Here is a 1,601-nt window from a genome sequence, read left to right on the forward strand (position 1 = left end):
GCCTGCGGCCATCTTCTCAACATACCCGACGAAGGGAACTGACGGCCGGCGGGACTACGACGCCGCCACTTCGGCCGGCTTTATCTGCCTGCGCTGCAGATTGAGCAGATTGCCCATCAGGATCAGCAGCGCGCCGCCGGCGGTGAAGGCGTCGATCTGCTCGCTATAGAGCAGCCAGCCGATCAGTGCCGATAGCGGCACGCGTAGAAAATCCATCGGCGAGACGATGGTCGCGTCGGCATAGCCAAGCGCTCGGGCCATACAGAAATGCGACGACATGCCGGTGAAGGCGATCAGCACGATCCATGGCCATAGCTCCAGTGGCGGGTTGCGCCACGTATAGAGCGCCGGGATGAGACCGACCACCGACTGGACAATCAGCATCCAGCAGATGATGCGTACGACGCTGTCTGTCCGGGTCAGCGACTTGACGGTGACCACCGAGATGCCGAAGCAGGCCGCGGCGCCCAGCACGACGAGATGTCCAGGATCGACCGAGCCGACACCGGGGCGCACGATGATCACCACGCCGATCAGCCCCAGCGCGATCGCTGCCAACTTGGGCCGGTTCAGCCTTTCGCCCAGAAAGATCACCGCCAGGATAGCTGTCCAGATCGGAGTGGTGAATTCGATCGAGATCAACACGGCCAGCGGAATCAAGGTGAGGGCGTAGAGCCATGCCGCCTGGCCCGTGTAATGGATGACGTTGCGGGCGATATGGGCAACCGGGCGCTGCGTGCGCATGGCTTGAAAGCCGCCACTCATCATCACCAGCGGCAGCAGGATGAAGAAGCCGATCACGGAGCGCAACTCCAGCACTTGGAAGACGTTGAGCTCCGCTGTCGTGGCCCGGCCGGCGACCGTCATGCCAAGGAACGAGGCGATAGACAGCGCCATCCAGAACGCGGCCTTGGGGATCGAGGGGGTGGGTGCCATTCGCGCTATGTCGCAGGCCAGCACCTCTGCCGCAACCGCTAGCCAAGGCATTCTTCTGGGCCAGTCGCGACTGGCTCGATGTTGTAAAACAGTCATGTGGCGGACGGAACCTGAAATGGTAGGTGGCGTTGAGTCCCGATGGTCAGCCGTGCTCGTGGATCGCCCCGCCTTTTTTCGAAAACGACAAGGAGAGCTTCGATGAGATCCTTCGCGCAATTCGCGCTTACCGGCGGTCTATTGGTTGCGGCAGGCGCAGCACATGCCGACGAGACCCAATTTCTTCAGTCGTTCAAGGGCAATTTCGCCGGCAAGGGCACTGTCCAGGTAACCACGGATGCTCCGAACGTCAGCGTATCGTGCAGCTTCAAGTCGAATGCGACCTCAACCTCGCTATCGCTGGATGGAAATTGCCGCGGTCTCATTGTGGTGTCGCGGGCCATCAGCGCCAATCTGAAAGTTACAGGTGCCAAATACAGCGGCACCTATGTCGGCTCTCGCACGGGACCGGCGCAACTCAACGGCAGCCGTTCGGGCAATGCGATCAACCTGGGCATTCGCTGGGCCAAGGAGGTCAATGGCGACCGAAGGGCGCAGATGAAGGTCGAGAAACGCGGCGAGAACGGCATGCGGCTGACCGTCATCGACACCGAACCGAAAACCGGCAA

2 protein-coding genes are annotated in these 1,601 nt (G+C 61.3%); one reads left to right on the top strand and one right to left on the bottom strand.

Going from position 1 to position 1,601, the window contains the following annotated elements:
* Nucleotides 1-54: 54 nt before the first annotated feature.
* Nucleotides 55-936: a DMT family transporter gene (locus EN969_RS30310; RefSeq protein ID WP_013531939.1), complete on the bottom strand. Its 882-nt coding sequence runs from the start codon at nucleotides 934-936 to the stop codon at nucleotides 55-57.
* 198 nt (nucleotides 937-1,134) lie between these two features.
* Between EN969_RS30310 and EN969_RS30315 the strand changes: the two genes are divergently transcribed.
* On the top strand, nucleotides 1,135-1,601 hold a 467-nt coding region (locus EN969_RS30315), incomplete at its 3' end, for a hypothetical protein (protein ID WP_127419690.1).

This window comes from Mesorhizobium sp. M7A.F.Ca.CA.003.01.2.1, from assembly GCF_003998945.1.
GTDB lineage: Bacteria > Pseudomonadota > Alphaproteobacteria > Rhizobiales > Rhizobiaceae > Mesorhizobium > Mesorhizobium ciceri.